The sequence below is a fragment of the Xanthomonas sp. NCPPB 3569 genome (genome assembly GCF_041475645.2).
Taxonomy (GTDB): Bacteria; Pseudomonadota; Gammaproteobacteria; order Xanthomonadales; family Xanthomonadaceae; genus Xanthomonas; species Xanthomonas phaseoli.
Window position 1 is genome coordinate 1,854,811 of sequence record NZ_CM192969.1, and the last position, 14,934, is coordinate 1,869,744.

The 14,934-nt window shown below is 64.8% G+C and carries 15 protein-coding genes and 1 pseudogene; 6 read left to right on the forward strand and 10 right to left on the reverse strand.

Annotated features, from left to right (window positions below; all coding sequences use genetic code 11):
- Positions 1–7: 7 nt before the first annotated feature.
- The 9 genes and pseudogenes from ACCQ03_RS07905 to ACCQ03_RS07945 all read right to left on the reverse strand — a co-directional run bounded on the left by ACCQ03_RS07905 (position 8) and on the right by ACCQ03_RS07945 (position 6,014).
- Complete coding sequence (locus tag ACCQ03_RS07905) at positions 8–1,249, reverse strand: lipoprotein-releasing ABC transporter permease subunit (protein ID WP_022559175.1); 1,242 nt, start codon at positions 1,247–1,249, stop codon at positions 8–10.
- 23 nt (positions 1,250–1,272) lie between these two features.
- Positions 1,273–1,725 (reverse strand): annotated as a pseudogene (locus ACCQ03_RS07910) (hypothetical protein).
- Positions 1,676–1,924 (reverse strand): FAD assembly factor SdhE, encoded by a 249-nt coding sequence (locus ACCQ03_RS07915; protein WP_057678642.1) that lies wholly within the window; start codon positions 1,922–1,924, stop codon positions 1,676–1,678. The pseudogene ACCQ03_RS07910 and the gene ACCQ03_RS07915 overlap by 50 nt, the downstream one beginning before the upstream one ends.
- Before the next feature lie 110 nt (positions 1,925–2,034).
- Entirely contained in the window at positions 2,035–2,817 is a 783-nt protein-coding gene (locus ACCQ03_RS07920; protein ID WP_003482787.1) for a succinate dehydrogenase iron-sulfur subunit, read from the reverse strand.
- 16 nt (positions 2,818–2,833) lie between these two features.
- Complete coding sequence (locus ACCQ03_RS07925) at positions 2,834–3,037, reverse strand: hypothetical protein (protein WP_057678640.1); 204 nt, start codon at positions 3,035–3,037, stop codon at positions 2,834–2,836.
- 9 nt (positions 3,038–3,046) lie between these two features.
- The gene (gene sdhA, locus ACCQ03_RS07930) at positions 3,047–4,837 is read right to left on the reverse strand and encodes a succinate dehydrogenase flavoprotein subunit (protein WP_057678639.1); all 1,791 of its coding nucleotides are present in this window, start codon (positions 4,835–4,837) and stop codon (positions 3,047–3,049) included.
- A 33-nt stretch (positions 4,838–4,870) separates the two neighbouring features.
- Entirely contained in the window at positions 4,871–5,257 is a 387-nt protein-coding gene (gene sdhD / locus ACCQ03_RS07935) for a succinate dehydrogenase, hydrophobic membrane anchor protein (protein ID WP_008576669.1), read from the reverse strand.
- Complete coding sequence (gene sdhC, locus ACCQ03_RS07940) at positions 5,254–5,649, reverse strand: succinate dehydrogenase, cytochrome b556 subunit (protein ID WP_057678638.1); 396 nt, start codon at positions 5,647–5,649, stop codon at positions 5,254–5,256. Before sdhC ends, sdhD begins: the two co-directional genes overlap by 4 nt.
- A 56-nt stretch (positions 5,650–5,705) precedes the next feature.
- A complete protein-coding gene (locus ACCQ03_RS07945) occupies positions 5,706–6,014 on the reverse strand; it encodes a DUF1674 domain-containing protein (protein ID WP_342343620.1) in 309 nt (102 codons plus the stop codon).
- Here ACCQ03_RS07945 and ygfZ point away from each other — a divergent pair.
- Positions 5,916–6,788, forward strand: a complete 873-nt coding sequence (gene ygfZ, locus ACCQ03_RS07950) for a CAF17-like 4Fe-4S cluster assembly/insertion protein YgfZ (RefSeq protein WP_209226741.1) — start codon at positions 5,916–5,918, stop codon at positions 6,786–6,788. The genes ACCQ03_RS07945 and ygfZ overlap by 99 nt on opposite strands.
- 127 nt (positions 6,789–6,915) lie before the next feature.
- On the opposite strand, the gene ACCQ03_RS07955 is transcribed toward ygfZ, so the two are convergent.
- A complete protein-coding gene (locus ACCQ03_RS07955) occupies positions 6,916–8,004 on the reverse strand; it encodes an ABC transporter ATP-binding protein (RefSeq protein WP_057678636.1) in 1,089 nt (362 codons plus the stop codon).
- A gap of 245 nt (positions 8,005–8,249) precedes the next feature.
- On the opposite strand from ACCQ03_RS07955, the gene zwf reads away from it, so the two are divergent.
- The 5 genes from zwf to ACCQ03_RS07980 all read left to right on the forward strand — a co-directional run bounded on the left by zwf (position 8,250) and on the right by ACCQ03_RS07980 (position 14,339).
- Complete coding sequence (gene zwf / locus ACCQ03_RS07960; RefSeq protein ID WP_209226751.1) at positions 8,250–9,857, forward strand: glucose-6-phosphate dehydrogenase; 1,608 nt, start codon at positions 8,250–8,252, stop codon at positions 9,855–9,857.
- A complete protein-coding gene (glk, locus tag ACCQ03_RS07965) occupies positions 9,854–10,861 on the forward strand; it encodes a glucokinase (protein WP_209226743.1) in 1,008 nt (335 codons plus the stop codon). The genes zwf and glk overlap by 4 nt, the downstream gene beginning before the upstream one ends.
- Positions 10,858–11,577 carry a 6-phosphogluconolactonase gene (pgl, locus tag ACCQ03_RS07970; protein WP_017156602.1) on the forward strand — a complete coding sequence of 240 codons (720 nt, stop codon included), beginning with the start codon at positions 10,858–10,860 and terminating at the stop codon, positions 11,575–11,577. The genes glk and pgl overlap by 4 nt, the downstream gene beginning before the upstream one ends.
- A gap of 133 nt (positions 11,578–11,710) precedes the next feature.
- Positions 11,711–13,627 (forward strand): phosphogluconate dehydratase, encoded by a 1,917-nt coding sequence (gene edd, locus ACCQ03_RS07975; RefSeq protein ID WP_057678634.1) that lies wholly within the window; start codon positions 11,711–11,713, stop codon positions 13,625–13,627.
- 52 nt (positions 13,628–13,679) lie between these two features.
- A complete protein-coding gene (locus ACCQ03_RS07980; protein WP_017156600.1) occupies positions 13,680–14,339 on the forward strand; it encodes a bifunctional 4-hydroxy-2-oxoglutarate aldolase/2-dehydro-3-deoxy-phosphogluconate aldolase in 660 nt (219 codons plus the stop codon).
- Positions 14,340–14,934: the final 595 nt, after the last annotated feature.

Genomic DNA, 14,934 nt, shown 5'->3' on the forward strand with positions numbered 1-14,934 from the left:
CCGGATCTCATTCATAACGCAGCGCCTCCGCCGGCTGGGTGCGCGAGGCGCGCCACGCCGGGTACAAGGTCGCCAGGAAACTCATCACCAATGCCACCACGGTGATCACCACCACGTCCTGGGTCTGCATATCGGTCGGCAGGCCGGTGATGTAATACACGTCCTCGGGTAGCAACTTGACGCTGAAAATCGTCTCGATCACACCGAGGATGCGTTCAAGGTTGAGCGTCAGCACGATGCCGCCGATCACGCCCATGAAGGTACCCATGAAGCCGATCAACGAGCCCTGCACCATGAATACCTGCATCACCCCGCCCGGCGACAGCCCGAGCGTGCGCAAGATGGCGATATCGGCCTGCTTGTCGGTCACCAGCATCACCTGCGAGGACACCAGGTTGAACGCCCCCATCGCCACGATCAGCGACAGCAGGATGCCCATCACGGTCTTTTCCATCTTCAACGAGTGATACAGGTTGGCGTTTTCCTGGGTCCAGTCGCTGACCCGATACGGGCCGTGCAACTTCACCGCCAGATCGCGCGCCACCGGCCAGGCCTGATCCATGTCATGCAGGCGCAGACGCACGCCGGTGACGCCATCCATGCGCAGCACGCGCGCCAGGTCCTGCATGTTCACCACGGCGAGGCCGCGGTCGATCTCGTTGTATCCGGCCTCGAAAATACCGCTCACGGTGAAACGCTTGAGCCGCGGCATCGCGCCCAGCGGCGTCGCCTGGGTGTCGCTGAGCAACACGACGATGCTGTCGCCGACATCCACGCCAAGCCACAACGCCAGCTCCTTGCCGATGACGATGTTGTACGACCCAGGCGTCAGGCTGTCGACCGAGCCCTGTTGCATCTTCTTGGCCAGCACCGACACCTTGCCTTCTTCGGCAGGAATCACGCCGCGCACGATGGCCGGCTGCTTGCGCGGCCCCTGCAATAAGGATTCGGTTTCGATGTAAGGCGCGGCACCGGCCACGCGCGGATCGGACATGGCGACCTCGACCGCATGCTGCCAATCGCGCATCGGCGCACCCTCTGCACTGACCGTGGCGTGGGCAGCCATCTGCAACAGGCGGTCGCGGATTTCCTTCTGGAAACCGCTCATCACTGCAAGCGTGGTGATCAGCACGGTCACGCCCAGGGCGATTCCCAGGATCGACGCCATCGAAATAAACGAGATGAAGCCATTGCGCCGCTTGGCACGCAGATAGCGCAGGCCGATGGCAACCGGAATAGGTTTGAACATGCGGTTCAACCGGGAAAGGGACGCTATGGTGCCACTAGCGGCCGCCCGGACGAAATGGCGTGGGCCTGAGCGGCCAGACGCAGTTCACGTCGTTGCGGCGCCGGCAAGGTGTCCGGCCAGAAATGCAGGCGCTCGCGCCGGCCATCCGTTCGCCTCCACGACACCACCGCAAGCGGCCCGCGCCAGCGTACCTGCAGCCCTTCCACCTGCACATCGTCAATGCTGGCGGGTGTTTGCGTCTATGGCACCAGCACTCGCCTCACTGGCGAACGCAACAGCTGGTGCAATGCTCGCCCGCCTGCAAGCAGCGCGTACGCCGACAGCAACGCGGCCAGCCACAGTGGTGCGCCGCTGCGCCACACCGCCCACACGGCGAGCGCCACCAACACGCTCAACGCGCAAATCAGCCAGCGCGAGGGGCGCCACTCAAGCCGGCAAGGCGCGAATATCGGCGATGAGTGCGGCGTTGTCGGCATCGGGGCAAGCCTCGTATCCCATGAACCAGCGCCACAACTTATCGTCTTCGCAATCCAGTAGCTGTAGGAAAACAGCGCGCTCGGCGTCGGGAGCCTGCCCCCAGCGTTGATCGAGGTAGCGCCCGAACAATTGATCGAGTTCGCGCATGCCGCGCCGGCAACGCCAACGCAATTTTTTCAGCAGGGTTTGTTCGTCCATCTCAGTCTCCACCGCACCGCATGGCGGGCCAAAAACGACAGCGGCACCTGACCCAAGGGCCGGTGCCGCTGCGAACCACTTCCCCGTGGTGGGGAATCATTGCCGTGCGATCAGGCGCGACGCGCCATCATCAACTTCTTGATTTCGGCGATCGCCAACGCCGGGTTCAAGCCCTTCGGGCAGGTCCGTGCGCAGTTCATGATGGTGTGGCAGCGATACAGCTTGAACGGGTCTTCCAGATCGTCCAGACGCGCACCGGTGTCTTCGTCGCGCGAATCGATGATCCAGCGATAAGCCTGCAACAGGATCGCCGGACCCAGATACCGCTCGCCATTCCACCAGTAGCTTGGGCAACTGGTCGAGCAGCACGCGCACAGGATGCATTCGTACAATCCATCGAGCTTGCGGCGGTCTTCCGGCGACTGCAGGCGCTCGCGGTCCGGCGGCGGCGGCGTCTGGGTGCGGATCCACGGCTTGATCGAGGCGTACTGCGCGTAGAAATGCGTCAGATCCGGCACCAGGTCCTTGATCACGCTCATGTGCGGCAGCGGGTAGATCGGCACCTCGGACTTGCCGCACGCGGCAATCGCCTTGGTGCAGGCCAGCGTGTTGGTACCGTCGATGTTCATCGCGCACGAGCCGCAAATGCCCTCGCGGCAGGAGCGACGGAACGCCAGCGTCGGGTCGATCTCATTCTTGATCTTGATCAGCGCGTCCAGAACCATCGGGCCGCATTTATCCAGATCGATCTCGTAGCTGTCGGTGCGCGGGTTAGCGTCGACGTCCGGATCCCAGCGGTAGACCTTGAAGGTGCGCGTGTTCTTGGCGCCCTTTGCAGGGTAATGCTTGCCCTTGCCGATCTTTGAATTCTTGGGGAGGGTGAACTCTGCCATAGCTGCTCTCGTTGGCTCAGGCGATGCGCGGTGCAGACGAAAACCGCACCGTGCGCATGAAGGTAAAGATGACGGATGCCACTGCCGAAGCAGTCGCGCAGCGGCCGGCCATGTGCCGGCGCTGCTCCAGCGTCATGCGACGACCAAACTGCTGCACCGACTCGCTGCCACGCACAGAGGCGATGGCGGGCGATGCCAAGGCAACGGTGGGTCGCTGCATGCGCATCGATCAGTAAACGCGCGGCTTCGGCGGGACCACGTCCACGTCCTTGCTCAGCGTGTACATGTGCACAGGGCGGTAATCGAACTCGCACTTGCCCTTGTCGTCGACGGTCACCAGCGTGTGCTTCTGCCAGTTGACGTCGTCGCGGTCCGGGAAGTCCTCGTGCGAATGCGCGCCACGGCTTTCCTTGCGCTGTTCGGCCGAATTGATCGTTGCTACCGCGTTGAGCAGCAGGTTGTTCAATTCGTAGGTCTCGAGCAGGTCCGAATTCCACACCAGCGAGCGGTCCGACACCTTGACGTCCTCGAAGGTGGCGAAGATCTCGGCCATCTTGTCCACGCCTTCTTTCAGCGTCTTGCTGGTGCGGAACACGGCGGCGTCCGACTGCATGGTGCGCTGCATGTTGTCGCGGATCACGGCGGTCGGCGTGGAGCCGTTGGCATGACGCAGCTTGTCCAGCAGGCCCAAGGCCTTGTCGCAGGCATCGGACGGCAGGGTCTTGTGCGGCTGATTGGGCTTGACCGTCTCGGCGCAGCGGTTGGCGACCGCGCGACCGAACACCACCAAGTCCAGCAGCGAATTCGAACCCAGGCGGTTTGCACCATGGACCGAGACGCACGCTGCCTCGCCGATGGCATACAGGCCCGGCACCACGGCATCCGCATCGTCGCCCTGCTTGCGCACGACCTCGCCGTAGAAGTTGGTCGGAATGCCGCCCATGTTGTAGTGCACGGTCGGCAGCACCGGGATCGGCTGCTTGGTCACGTCCACGCCGGCAAAGATGTGTGCGCTTTCGGCAATACCGGGCAGCTTTTCGTTGATCACTTCCGGACCAAGGTGGGTCAGGTCGAGCAGGATGTGATCCTTGTGCTCGCCCACGCCACGGCCTTCGCGAATTTCCACCGTCATCGAACGCGACACCACGTCGCGCGACGCCAGATCCTTGTAATGCGGTGCGTAGCGCTCCATGAAGCGCTCGCCATTGCTGTTGCGCAGGATGCCGCCTTCGCCGCGCACGCCTTCGGTGATCAGGCAGCCCGCACCGTAGATGCCGGTGGGGTGGAACTGCACGAATTCCATGTCCTGCACAGGCAGGCCGGCCCGCATCACCAGGCCGCCGCCGTCACCGGTGCAAGTGTGGGCGGAGGTGGCGCTGAAGTAGGCACGGCCGTAACCGCCGGTCGCCAGCACCACGCCGTGGGCACGGAACAGATGCAGCGAACCTTCGGCCATGTCCAGTGCGAGCACGCCACGGCAAACGCCTTCTTCGTCGAAGATCAGATCGAGCGCGAAGTACTCGATCATGAAGCGTGCGTTGTGCGCCAACGACTGCTGATACAACGTATGCAGCATGGCGTGGCCGGTCCGGTCGGCCGCGGCGCAGGTACGCTGCGCAGACGGGCCTTCGCCGTACTTGGTGGTCATGCCGCCGAACGGGCGCTGGTAGATCTTGCCATCTTCGGTCCGCGAGAACGGCACACCGTAGTGTTCGAGTTCGATGATGGCCGGAATGGCTTCGCGACACATGTACTCGATCGCGTCTTGGTCGCCCAGCCAATCGGAGCCCTTGATGGTGTCGTAAAAGTGATAACGCCAGTCGTCTTCGCCCATGTTGCCCAGCGCTGCAGAAATACCGCCTTGCGCTGCCACGGTGTGCGAACGGGTCGGAAAGACCTTGGTCAGGCAGACCGTCTGCAGCCCCTTCTGGGCCAGGCCGAACGTGGCGCGCAGGCCGGCGCCACCGGCGCCCACCACGACCATGTCGTACTTGTGTTCTGTGATCTTGTAAGCGGACATCGAATTATGGGTTCCTGTTTGGTCGCTGACGACTCAGCTCATGCCCAGCGCGATACGCGCCACGGCAAACACGCTGACGATGGCGCCCAGCACGGCAACAAAACGCACGAGGGTCTGCGCAATCAGTGCGAGCAGCGAGTCGTGCACGTAGTCTTCCAGTACCACCTGCATGCCCAGCTGCGCATGCCAGAACGAGGCAATGAGGAAGGCGACCAGCAGAATCGCATTCCACGGCTTGGCCACTGCGGCGGTGGCGGCAGCGTGATCGGCACCGATCAGGCTCAGCACGAAGATCAGGAACCAGATCGACAGCGGCACCAGTGCGGCCGCGGTCAAGCGCTGGATCACGAAATGTTCGGTACCGGTCTTGGCGGCACCCAGGCCGCGCACATTCTTCAGCGGGGTACGGTAGCGACTCATACGGCACCTCCAGACAGCAATACGTAAGCCCAGATGGCAGCGGTCAGCACAAGACTCAGAACCACCGACAGCCAGCCCATGCTGATGAACGAGCGAACGGCATAGCCTTGCCCGAAGTCCTGCAGCAAGTGGCGCAGGCCACCAAACAGGTGGAAGGCGAACGACCAGGTCCAGCCAAACAGGAAGACCTGGCCATACCAGGTTGCAGCCTGGTCACGGAAACAATTCCAATGGTCGGGACCAAGCATCAATGCGAGCAAGGCAGCGGCAATTCCCAGTGCTCCGACGGACAGTACGATGCCGGTGGCTCGATTGAGAATCGAGGTCACCATCTGTATCTGCCAGCGGTATACCTGGAGATGCGGGGAGAGAGGACGTTCGCGGATCGCCATTCGCTGGGCTCGTTTTCTCGGCTGGGCGGCACTAGGCCGCTGTGGCTAAAGGCTGCTCAAAAATCGATGCAGCGTCCATTTTTTTCCCAGTCGCCGTAGCGCGTTGGCTCGGGGCCGTCGCGCCCACCAATCTCCTTCGGCAGTGGCTTTTTCTCGGGAATATGCTCCTGAGAAGAAGGCTGCGTCTCGGAATCCTGCGCTGGGGTGGGGGTTGGATGGCCTATCATAGTGCTCTCACAACTTGACGATTTTAGTCCTCCCCTTCCGTGGCTGACAACCTGAATCTTATTCCGCAGGGTTTTGGCTCCCTGCACGACATGCAATACGTCCGATTGGCCGGTACGGATGCAGTGGCGTTTGCGCATGCCCAATTTGCCAACGACGTACAGGCGCTGGCGGTTGGGCAGTGGCAGTGGAACGCGTGGCTGACGGCGAAGGGGCGCGTGATTGCCATCTTCGCACTCCTGCGTGAGGACGACGCACACTTGCTGATGCTGCTGCCGGACGGCAACGCGGCCGAGATCGCCGCGCAACTCGGCCGTTTCGTGTTCCGTCGCAAGCTGAAAATCAGTACTGCCGCGCTGTTTGCCTACGGCGGCTTCGTCGCGCCGGAGCACGCACATGCCGCGCAAGCCGATATCGGAACGCAGCGTATCGAGCTGGATCTGGGGAGCGCCGCGCTGCCGCGCACGCTATTGCTCTACAGCCCGGATGCATTGGCGACGCCTATCGAACTACCGAGCGTAGAGGCGCAGTGGCGGAGGACCGATCTGCAACTGGGACTCGCCCGCCTGGCCGAAGGCCAGCGCGAACAGTGGACGCCGCAGCAGTTGGCACTGGACCGCCTGCAGGCATACAGCGTCAAGAAAGGCTGCTACCCGGGCCAGGAAATCGTGGCGCGGACGCACTTTCTGGGCAAGGCCAAGCGCGCTTTGCAGCTGCTGGAAACGGATGTGGCCGTGGATGCAGGCGCTGCCGTCGCATTGGACGGTAGCGCGATCGGCACAGTGGTGAGCGTGGCCGGCAACCTTGCGCTGGCGGTATTGCCGTTGGAGCTGACGCTGGACGCAGGCACCGTGTTGCAGGCTGGCACCCAGAGCGCCCGGCTATGTGCACTCACGACTGGACTTGCGCGTTAGCGGCAAAACCTAGCGGGCCGTGCCAGGCGGGACGTCGCGCAGCAACCGCAATGGGCGAGCGTTACACGCCCAATCCGCGCGCTGGCCCTGTTCGTCTGGCGGCTAGGTCGCTGTTTGACCGGTTGGTCTAAGCCGCCTCCAGCCGCTGGCCGGTGGCTGGATCGAAAAAGTGCAGGGCCTCGCTACGCAATGCCAGGCGCAACGGCTGGCCCACCGCCGGCAAGCTCTGCGGCGGGACACGGATCACCAGCGGCTGACCGCCATGGTCGAGATTGAGGAAGATTTCGTTGCCGACCGGCTCGATCACATCGACGCGCGCATCGAAGCCCAGTACCGCATCGTCGGAAGGCTGCAAATGCTCGGGACGCACGCCGACGATCACGTCCTGGCCGAACCAAGCCGCATCGACCCGCGCCGCGCCCAGCGGCACGCGCCAACCGTCGGCCATGACCAGGTGCAGGCCGTCCTGCGCGTCCAGACGCCCCTGCAGCACGTTCATCGCCGGGCTGCCGAGGAAACCGGCCACGAACAGATTGGCCGGACGGTCGTATAGCGCCATCGGGCTGTCGATCTGCTGGATCACGCCATCCTTGAGCACCACGATGCGCTGGCCAAGCGTCATCGCTTCCACCTGATCGTGGGTGACGTAGATCATGGTGGTGCCCAGCTTGCGGTGCAGCTGCGCGATCTCGGTGCGCACGCTGTGGCGCAACTTGGCGTCCAGGTTGGACAGCGGCTCGTCGAGCAGGAACACCGAGGATTCGCGCACCATCGCCCGGCCCAGCGCCACGCGCTGACGCTGACCGCCGGACATCGCCTTGGGCAGCTTGTCCAGCATCGGGGTCAGGCCCAACAACTCTGCGGCGTTGTTGACGCGTTCGGCGATGACCTGCTTCGGATGCCCGCGCAGCTTGAGCCCGAACGCCAGGTTTTCGGCCACGGTCATGTGCGGGTACAGCGCGTAGCTCTGGAACACCATGGCGATGTCGCGATCCTTCGGCGCCACGTCGTTGACCACGCGCTCGCCGATCTTCAGCGTGCCGGCACTGATGTCTTCGAGCCCGGCGATCATGCGCAACAGGGTCGATTTGCCGCAGCCGGATGGCCCCACCAGCACCATCAGCTCGCCGTCGGCGACTTCGAAGCTCGCGCCCTGCACCGCCACCTGGCCATTGTCGTAGACCTTGCGGACACCTTCCAACTGCACTTTCGCCATCGTTTGGCCTCAACGTAAAGTTGTGCGCCCTGCCCTCGGCCCTCCCGATGGCGGTGACGCCGCATGCGCTTGCCAGGAATTACCTGCAAACGAATGCATTGGTTTATTCTGACATGTAATCGTTTTCACATGGCAACATCGAACTCCGGAGGACTATGCCGCCAGGCAGCGAGGACGTCATTGCCTGCAGTGCGGCACGCCGTACGAAGCATGGCATGCCGTCACGCAGGTGCAGCTATGCCGCCATGGCGCTAACCGCTGGTCACCAGTTGCTGCAACAATCCGGGATTGGGTGTCAGCGTCCATCCCCCCGCTGCGCGCACGCAAGTGTCGCTCAGGAACAGACGTACCGACCGCCGGCCGACCGGCGCCTTTCCGACAAGCTGCTGATAACGATGTCTCCAGAATCTGAAACGCGGTCCATGCACAACACCCTGATCCTGTTTGGCGCCACCGGCGATCTTGCCCAGCGCTATCTGTTTCCCTCCCTGCTGCGTCTGTTCATCGACGGCCTGCTGCCGGAGGACTTCCGCATCCGTGCATTGGCGCTGTCGCCGCACGACACCGATGCATTTCGCCAAGTGCTGCAGCCGCGTTTGACCGAAGCATTGCCGATCGCGACCGCCGAACAGATCGACACGTTGCTGCAGCGGGTCGACTATCGCTCGGTGGATCTACGCGATGCCGATTCGGTGGCCAACGCGGTCCGCGAACTGGCCAGCCGCCGGTGCGTGAGCTATCTGGCGATCCCGCCGGGCCTGTACATCGGCACCTGCCAGGGCCTGGCGCTGGGTGGCGCGCTGGCGGCACCGCATCGCTTGATGCTGGAAAAACCGATCGGCCACGACTCGGATAGCGCCCGCGACATCCTGCAGTCGATCGGTGCGCTGATCGACGAAGACCGCGTGTTCCGCCTGGACCATTATCTGGGCAAGGCGGCGGTGCAGAACCTGATCGCGCTGCGCTTCGGCAACACGCTGCTGGAAGCGGTCTGGAACCGGACCTACATCGAGTCGGTGCAGATCCTGGTCGCCGAAAGCGAAGGCGTCGACGGGCGCGATGCCTACTACGCCCGCTCCGGCGCACTGCGCGACATGGTGCAGAGCCATATCCTGCAGCTGTTGTGCCTGGTGGCAATGGAGCCGCCGGCCTCGCTGGAGGCCGACCGCATCCGCGATGAGAAGGTCAAGGTGCTGCGCGCCCTGCGCCCGATGACCGCCGAGCATGCCGCGCATGACTGCGTGCGCGGCCGCTACACCGCCGGCAGCATCAACGGCCAGCCGGCGCAGGCCTATCACCCGCCCGAAGGCAGCGATGTGGAAACCTTCGTCGCGGTGACCGCGCATATCGACAACTGGCGCTGGGCCGGGGTGCCGTTCCACCTGTGCACCGGCAAGCGCCTGGCCGAGCGCTCCACCCGCATCGTGGTGACGCTCAAGCCGGTGACGCACTGGCTGTTCGAACGCCCCGACCGTCAGAACGCGGTACCCAACCGTCTGACCTTCCAGTTGCAGCCGCAGGAAAACATCGAACTCGGCCTGATGAGCAGCCTGGCTGGCCCGGAATGGGGCGCGATCGAACTGCAGCCGCTGGAACTGGAACTGTCGGTGCCGACCGGCCTGCACCGTCGCATCGCCTACGAACGCCTGTTTGTGGACGCCTTCAACGGCAACCCGGCGCTGTTCGTGCGCGACGACGAGGTCAAGGCGGCGTGGTCGTGGATCGACAGCGTCAGCGACGCCTGGAAAGACGCCGCGCTGCCGCTGCAGCCCTACCCGGCCGGCAGCTGGGGTCCCGAATCCGCCGCCCACTTCCTGCCTCCGGCCACCGACGCACAGGGAAACAACGCATGACCGCTCCTTCCAAGCCGGTGCTGGTTGCCGATATCGGCGGAACCAATGCGCGCTTCGCGCTGGCCGATGTCGACGCTTCGGTGCCGTTGCTGGATGACACCTCGCGCGAATTCGCCGTGGTGGACTTCGGTTCGCTGGGCGAAGCGGCGCGCTATTACCTCGACCAGATCGGCGTGACGGCCACCCAGGGCGTGTTCGCCGTGGCAGGCCGCGTGGATGGCGACGAGGCGCGCATCACCAACCATCCCTGGGTGATCTCGCGCACGCGCACCGCCACCATGCTGGGTTTCAGTACCTTGCATTTGATTAACGACTTCGCCGCGCAGGCAATGGCCATCAGCCTGCTGCGTCCACAGGACGTGGTGCAGGTGGGCGGCGCCAGCTGGCGGCCGGCACCGATCGATCAGCCGCGCAACTACGGCGTGATCGGCCCGGGCACCGGCCTGGGTGTGGGTGGCCTGATCATCCGCAATGGGCGCTGCTTTCCGCTGGAAACCGAAGGCGGCCATGTCAGCTTTCCGCCCGGCACGCCGGAAGAAATCCGGATCCTGGAAATCCTGTCCGAGCAGTTCGGCCGGGTGTCCAACGAGCGCCTGATCTGCGGCCCTGGCCTGGTCAACATCCATCGTGCGCTCAGCGAGATCGCCGGCGTCGATCCCGGCCCGCTGCAACCCAAGGACATCACCGCACGCGCGGCCGCTGGCGACCCGCGTTCGTCGCGCACCATCGATCTGTTCTGCGCCATCTTCGGTGCGATCGCCGGCGACATGGTGTTGATGCAGGGCGCCTGGGACGGCGTGTTCCTCACCGGCGGGCTGGTGCCCAAGGTGCTGGATTCGCTGCAGCATTCCGGCTTTCGCCAGCGCTTCGAACACAAGGGCCGCTTCTCCGCGATCATGTCGAAGGTGTCATCGCTGGCGGTCATGCACCCGCATGCCGGCCTGCTGGGCGCCGCCGCGTACGCAGTGGATGCACAACGTCAGCACCCCGGGGAGCAGCGATGAACCTGCAGGACAACCCGCGCATCGCGCTGGTGCGCTACGACGACCCGGCCGAGTGGACCGAGGCGGTGGCCAGCGAGATGGCCGACCTGCTGGAACAGGAAATCTCCCGGCGCGGCCAGGCACGCATGCTGTTGTCCGGCGGTACCACGCCTGCGCCGGTGTACGAGTCCCTCGCCCATCGGCCGCTGGACTGGTCGCGGGTGGAGGTGGGCCTGGTGGATGAGCGCTGGCTCTCGCCGCAGGATCAGGACAGCAATGCCTGGCTGGTGAATCACAGCTTCCTGACCCACGCACCGGCGGCGACCTTCATCCCGCTGGTTCGCCCGGGCAAGCAACTGCCCGAATGCGTGCATACCGCCAACCTGCAGGCCACCCATGCCGAACCGGCCTGCCTGGCGGTGCTGGGCATGGGCGGCGACGGGCATACCGCTTCGTTGTTCCCGGGGGCCACCGACCTGCCCAAGGCGCTCGCCAGCCCGCAGCCGTACGCGTCGCTGGATGCCACCGGCTGCCCGGGCTCGAACCAATGGCCGTTGCGCATCACCCTGACGCCCGCCGGGCTTGCCAGCATTCCGACGCGCCTGCTGCTGTTGCGTGGCAAGCAGAAGCTGGACGTGCTGCAGGCTGCGCTGGCAGGCGACGATGTCAACGAATATCCCATCCGCGTGGCGCTGCAGCAGCCTGGTCCACGGTTGCGGGTGCACTGGTGTGCTTGAGTGCGAGTGGTTTGTTGCGAGTCCCTCGAAACAGCCGATGTGATGCGAGTCCCTCGCAAAAACCCGCACATCCATGTGCGGGGAATTAAAAGAGCATTTCCTTCCCTCCCCCGTTTCTCATAGCCGGTAGCCAATGAGCCTGCATCCGAATATCCAAGCCGTCACCGACCGTATCCGCAAGCGCAGCGCTCCCTCGCGCGCGGCGTATCTGGCCGGTCTCGATGCCGCCCTGCGTGAGGGTCCGTTCCGTAGCCGGTTGAGCTGCGGCAATCTCGCGCACGGCTTCGCTGCGTCCGAACCGGGCGACAAATCGCGCCTGCGCGGTGCGGCCACGCCGAACCTGGGCATCATCACTGCCTATAACGACATGTTGTCGGCACATCAGCCGTTCGAGCACTACCCGCAGCTGATCCGCGAGACGGCCCGCGCGCTCGGTGCCACCGCACAAGTGGCCGGTGGCGTGCCGGCGATGTGCGACGGCGTGACCCAGGGCCGCGCGGGCATGGAGCTGTCGCTGTTTTCGCGCGACAACATCGCCCAGGCGACAGCCATCGGCCTGAGCCACGACATGTTCGACAGCGTGGTGTACCTGGGCGTGTGCGACAAGATCGTGCCGGGCCTGCTGATCGGTGCGCTGGCGTTCGGCCATTTGCCGGCGATCTTCATGCCGGCCGGCCCGATGACGCCGGGCATTCCGAACAAGCAGAAGGCCGAAGTGCGCGAACGCTATGCCGCTGGCGAAGCCACGCGCGCCGAGCTGCTGGAAGCCGAAGCCTCGTCCTACCACTCGCCCGGGACCTGCACCTTCTACGGCACGGCCAACTCCAACCAGGTATTGCTCGAAGCAATGGGCGTGCAGCTGCCCGGCGCCTCGTTCGTCAATCCGGAGCTGCCGTTGCGTGATGCGTTGACCCGCGAAGGCACCGCACGCGCGTTGGCGATCTCCGCGCTTGGTCAGGACTTCCGCCCATTCGGTCGCCTGATCGACGAGCGCGCCATCGTCAACGCCGTGGTCGCGCTGATGGCGACCGGTGGCTCGACCAACCACACCATCCACTGGATCGCGGTGGCGCGTGCAGCCGGCATCGTGCTGACCTGGGACGACATGGACCTGATCTCGCAGACGGTACCGCTGTTGACGCGCATCTACCCGAACGGCGAAGCCGACGTGAATCGCTTCCAGGCCACGGGTGGCACGGCGTTCGTGTTCCGCGAGCTGATGGACGCCGGCTACATGCACGACGATCTGCCCACCGTGGTGGAAGGCGGCATGCGTGCCTACGTCAATGAGCCGCGCCTGCAGGACGGCAAGGTGAGCTACGTGCCGGGCACTGCCACCACCGCCGACGACAGCGTGGCGCGTCCGGTCGGCGATGCCTTCGAATCGCAAGGCGGGCTGCGCCTGCTGCGCGGCAACCTCGGCCGCTCGTTGATCAAGCTGTCGGCCGTCAAGCCGCAGCACCGCAGCATCCAGGCACCGGCCGTGGTGATCGATACCCCGCAGGTGCTCAACAAGCTGCACGCCGCCGGCGTGCTGCCGCACGATTTCGTGGTGGTGTTGCGCTATCAGGGCCCGCGCGCAAACGGCATGCCGGAGCTGCATTCGATGGCGCCGCTGCTGGGCCTGCTGCAGAACCAGGGCCGACGGGTGGCATTGGTCACCGACGGTCGCCTGTCCGGTGCCTCGGGCAAGTTCCCGGCCGCAATCCACCTGACGCCCGAAGCGGCGCGCGGTGGCCCGATCGGCCGCGTACGCGAAGGCGACATCGTGCGCCTGGACGGTGAAGCCGGCACGCTGGAAGTGCTGGTCTCGGCCGAAGAATGGGCATCGCGCGAGGTTGCACCCAATACGTCCGTTGCCGGCAACGACCTGGGACGCAATCTGTTCGCCATCAACCGCCAGGTTGTCGGCCCCGCCGACCAGGGCGCGATTTCGATTTCCTGCGGCCCGACCCATCCGGACGGCGCGCTATGGAGCTACGACGCCGAGTACGAACTCGGTGCCGATGCCGCTGCCGCGGCAGCACCGCACGAGTCCAAGGACGCCTGATCCCTTTCCCTCTCTGCGACCGCTCCGGCGGTCGCCGTCACCCGGAGTTGCAATGACGATCGCCCAGACCCAGAACACCGCCGAACAGTTGCTACGCGATGCCGGCATCTTGCCGGTGGTCACCGTGGACACGCTGGACCAGGCGCGCCGCGTCGCCGATGCGCTGCTCGAAGGCGGCCTGCCTGCGATCGAGCTGACCCTGCGCACGCCGGTGGCGATCGACGCGCTGGCGATGCTCAAGCGCGAACTGCCCAACATCGTGATCGGCGCCGGCACGGTGCTCAGCGAGCTGCAACTGCGCCAGTCGGTGGATGCCGGTGCAGACTTCCTGGTGACCCCGGGCACGCCGGCACCGCTGGCGCGCCTGCTGGCGGATGCGCCGATTCCCGCCGTACCTGGCGCAGCCACGCCGACCGAACTGTTGACCCTGATGGGCCTGGGCTTCCGCGTCTGCAAGCTGTTCCCGGCCACCGCCGTGGGCGGCCTGCAGATGCTCAAGGGCCTGGCCGGTCCGTTGTCCGAGCTCAAGCTCTGCCCCACCGGCGGCATCAGCGAGGCCAACGCGGCCGAGTTCCTGGCGCAGCCGAACGTACTGTGCATCGGCGGTTCGTGGATGGTGCCCAAGGACTGGCTGGCGCAAGGCCAGTGGGACAAGGTCAAGGAAAGTTCGGCCAAGGCGGCCGCGATCGTGCGGCAGGTGCGGGCGGGCTGATTGGCTGGCCGGCGTATCCAGCGGCTTAGAAGCCAGGTTGCCGGGAAAGCTGGAGAGCCGAGGGAAAGTTGATCCGCTGGCGCTTTGGTTTTGAATGAGGAACGCCGGGTTTGCTGGCGCTTTGCTTTTGGTCGAGGAAAGATTGCTGGCGGACGCCTTTGTTTCATGCGTTGGCGGAACGGTGAGCAGCGATGGCCGCAGGGCATGCTCGACCTAGATGTTGATCGTTGCCTCGGCTGTTGAGGCAGGCGCCTCTTCGCGTCCCTCTTGAAGGCGGCGGATTAGGAGCGGCGGAAGAAACCGCGCGCTTCTAAATAGTTGGCGTCGGGGCGGTTTGTCTGAAGCTGCGAAGTCAAAGGTCCAGAAGACGTGCAGCGAACTTGGCGGATGATTGGCACGTACCAAAGTCGAACACTGAATCAGCTGCCTTTTTTTCTCACTCAACGCGATAACGACTCGCAGAGGCGGCAGCGTGGCCGGGGATTGGCGGAGAGCGGCACAGGGATGTGCCGCGACGGCGCGTCAGACAGGATGTCTGCCGCGCCGAAGAGCCGATGCCCGGCCGCGCTGCCGCCTGCTGCCGAAGTCAGTGTCT

Coding starts and splice junctions, on each gene's coding strand:
- ACCQ03_RS07925 (WP_057678640.1), bottom strand. CDS start 3,037: ATGCAGCGACCCACCGTTGCCTTGGCATCGCCCGCCATCGCCTCTGTG.
- ACCQ03_RS07915 (WP_057678642.1), bottom strand. CDS start 1,924: ATGGACGAACAAACCCTGCTGAAAAAATTGCGTTGGCGTTGCCGGCGC.
- ACCQ03_RS07920 (WP_003482787.1), bottom strand. CDS start 2,817: ATGGCAGAGTTCACCCTCCCCAAGAATTCAAAGATCGGCAAGGGCAAG.
- glk (WP_209226743.1), top strand. CDS start 9,854: ATGACCGCTCCTTCCAAGCCGGTGCTGGTTGCCGATATCGGCGGAACC.
- ACCQ03_RS07980 (WP_017156600.1), top strand. CDS start 13,680: ATGACGATCGCCCAGACCCAGAACACCGCCGAACAGTTGCTACGCGAT.
- ACCQ03_RS07945 (WP_342343620.1), bottom strand. CDS start 6,014: ATGCGCAAACGCCACTGCATCCGTACCGGCCAATCGGACGTATTGCAT.
- sdhD (WP_008576669.1), bottom strand. CDS start 5,257: ATGAGTCGCTACCGTACCCCGCTGAAGAATGTGCGCGGCCTGGGTGCC.
- sdhA (WP_057678639.1), bottom strand. CDS start 4,837: ATGTCCGCTTACAAGATCACAGAACACAAGTACGACATGGTCGTGGTG.
- sdhC (WP_057678638.1), bottom strand. CDS start 5,649: ATGGCGATCCGCGAACGTCCTCTCTCCCCGCATCTCCAGGTATACCGC.
- ACCQ03_RS07955 (WP_057678636.1), bottom strand. CDS start 8,004: ATGGCGAAAGTGCAGTTGGAAGGTGTCCGCAAGGTCTACGACAATGGC.
- edd (WP_057678634.1), top strand. CDS start 11,711: ATGAGCCTGCATCCGAATATCCAAGCCGTCACCGACCGTATCCGCAAG.
- zwf (WP_209226751.1), top strand. CDS start 8,250: ATGGCGCTAACCGCTGGTCACCAGTTGCTGCAACAATCCGGGATTGGG.
- pgl (WP_017156602.1), top strand. CDS start 10,858: ATGAACCTGCAGGACAACCCGCGCATCGCGCTGGTGCGCTACGACGAC.
- ACCQ03_RS07905 (WP_022559175.1), bottom strand. CDS start 1,249: ATGTTCAAACCTATTCCGGTTGCCATCGGCCTGCGCTATCTGCGTGCC.